This is a genomic window from Parafrankia sp. FMc2 (genome assembly GCF_041008525.1).
Taxonomy (GTDB): Bacteria; Actinomycetota; Actinomycetes; order Frankiales; family Frankiaceae; genus Parafrankia.
On record NZ_JBFLUG010000355.1, the window covers coordinates 1 to 1,873 of the forward strand.

General features: G+C 63.3%; 1 protein-coding gene and 3 pseudogenes. 1 reads left to right on the forward strand and 3 read right to left on the reverse strand.

Going from position 1 to position 1,873, the window contains the following annotated elements:
• A pseudogene (locus AB1460_RS37165) lies at positions 1–127 on the reverse strand (IS5/IS1182 family transposase); the annotation flags it as partial.
• A 234-nt stretch (positions 128–361) separates the two neighbouring features.
• On the opposite strand from AB1460_RS37165, the gene AB1460_RS37170 reads away from it, so the two are divergent.
• Positions 362–1,105 (forward strand): enoyl-CoA hydratase/isomerase family protein, encoded by a 744-nt coding sequence (locus tag AB1460_RS37170; RefSeq protein WP_368967224.1) that lies wholly within the window; start codon positions 362–364, stop codon positions 1,103–1,105.
• Between the two features lie 21 nt (positions 1,106–1,126).
• On the opposite strand, the pseudogene AB1460_RS37175 reads toward AB1460_RS37170, so the two are convergent.
• Together AB1460_RS37175 and AB1460_RS37180 are read right to left on the reverse strand one after the other, a co-directional pair.
• Positions 1,127–1,246 (reverse strand): annotated as a pseudogene (locus AB1460_RS37175) (IS6 family transposase); the annotation flags it as partial.
• 224 nt (positions 1,247–1,470) lie between these two features.
• Positions 1,471–1,873: pseudogene (locus AB1460_RS37180) on the reverse strand (transposase); the annotation flags it as partial.

Here is a 1,873-nt window from a genome sequence, read left to right on the forward strand (position 1 = left end):
CGTTCACGATTTCCCGGCGTTCATGCGCCGGCGGCCGGCCACCGGGTTTGGGGGCGGGAATCAACGGAGCGATCAGCTCCCACTCGGCATCGGACAGATCGGTCGGATACCAGCGCCACTCGGCCATTGACCAGCCTCCCTCACACCGAGGCTTCACACACCCCCTGACCTACCCACCCTGACCCTTCTCGGACACCCTCTACCCGACGGGTAGTCGGACACTCTCTATGACATCTTTTCGTGGTATAGGATATATATCCGTTCCGCGGCGGACTTCCTTCGGGTTGCAGGCTCTCCCCTACACCCGAATCATCATAGGCGGGCACGTGCGGATCGAAGCGGTAGAAGGAAGGATGGGGTGATGTGTACAGCGAAAGCATCCAGGCCTGAAATGAGAGAAGACAGAGATATTCTTATTCTCGATCTTGGGAATAGCGAAAACCTCTTCGACGAGGAGATGCTCACGCGAGTGAACGAACTTCTGGACGAGGTGGAACAGTATCCGACCCCCCGCGCTCTCGTCACTGTTGGATCCGGACGGCACTGGTGCAACGGTACCAATCTCCGATGGCTGCTTGAAACACCCGAAGAGCAAGTGCAGGCCTTTACCGCCGAGATTATGCAATTGTATGCGAGGTTTCTCGCGCTACCCGTGATTTCGGTTGCCGCGCTCCAGGGGCACGCTTTCGCAAACGGCGTGATACTTGCGCTTTCCCACGACTTCCGAGTGATGCGGTCCGGAAAAATCTACGTCTGTCTACCCAACGCGAACGTGGGTTATTTTCTGACCCGAGGGGAAGCGGCCGTCCTTCAGGCGAAACTTCCGCCTTCCACCGCACTCGAGATGATTATCACTGGCCGACGTTACCAGGCTCCCGCCGCCGCAGCCGCCGGCCTGATCGACAATATTTGTTTCGACGAGGCGATCCTCGAGTCTGCGGAGGTGCTCGCGCAACCGTCTCAACCAAAACATCAACAAGTGATCGGGTACGGCAAAAGACTCCTCTATCAACAGGCAATCGAAACCCTGCGTGGCCCCCATTCCACCACGTACGTACCACAAGGAATGGATTGGGGTAGTGATGCTGGCGCTGTTGCGTTGTGAGGAAGCGGAGCGGGTCGGCGGTCAGACAGCGGCGGCGAGTTCGGTGAACGCAGCTGCCAGCCGAAAGTGCGGGTCCACATCGACGGCGAGTTCGTAGTGGCCGCGGTGAATGTTCTGCACCAGGGCATGCCCCAATGCCACTTCCGCTAAGTCGATCAAGCTGCGACCTGGGGTTTCGCGGGGTTGGCGAGCCTGATCGTGGGCGGGGCGTGGTGGCGGATGCCGTACTGGCCGGGTTTCTTGACCGGGTACTGGTGTGGCGGGCCCGGCAGACGACGTGAGGGTAGGTGCGTTCGCGGCGGGTGTTGAGCCGGGTCGGCCGGGTGATGTCGGCGGCGATCTCGTCGAGGGTGCGTGCCCGCTGGTCAGGGGGAAAAGGCCTGGTCGGTGGCGACCCGGTCCCGGATGATCCTGACGGTGCGCTTGAACCTGATCCGGTCGGGGTCGATCCCGGCGGCGGTCGCGGCCGTGCACCAGTCCGTCCAGGAGGAGAAGTTGCGGTCCGCGAGCAGAAGCCAGCGTTCGGCCAGCCGCGGGTACAGGGTGCGGGCCAGGGCCTGCTCGCTGGCGGGCTTCGCGCCGCCGGCCGGGCCGAGCGCGGCCAGCACCGGCGCGTGCGAGGCGCACTCGGACACGGTGACCGCGCGGACCTTCGGCAGCGCCCCCGGCTCGCCGTCACGGCCCGCGGGCAAGCCGAACGCGGCGAGGTTCTCCACCGAGGCCGGCACGTCCCACTCCAGCCCGTCGATACTCATCAGCCGCCACGGG

Coding starts and splice junctions, on each gene's coding strand:
- AB1460_RS37170 (WP_368967224.1), top strand. CDS start 362: ATGTGTACAGCGAAAGCATCCAGGCCTGAAATGAGAGAAGACAGAGAT.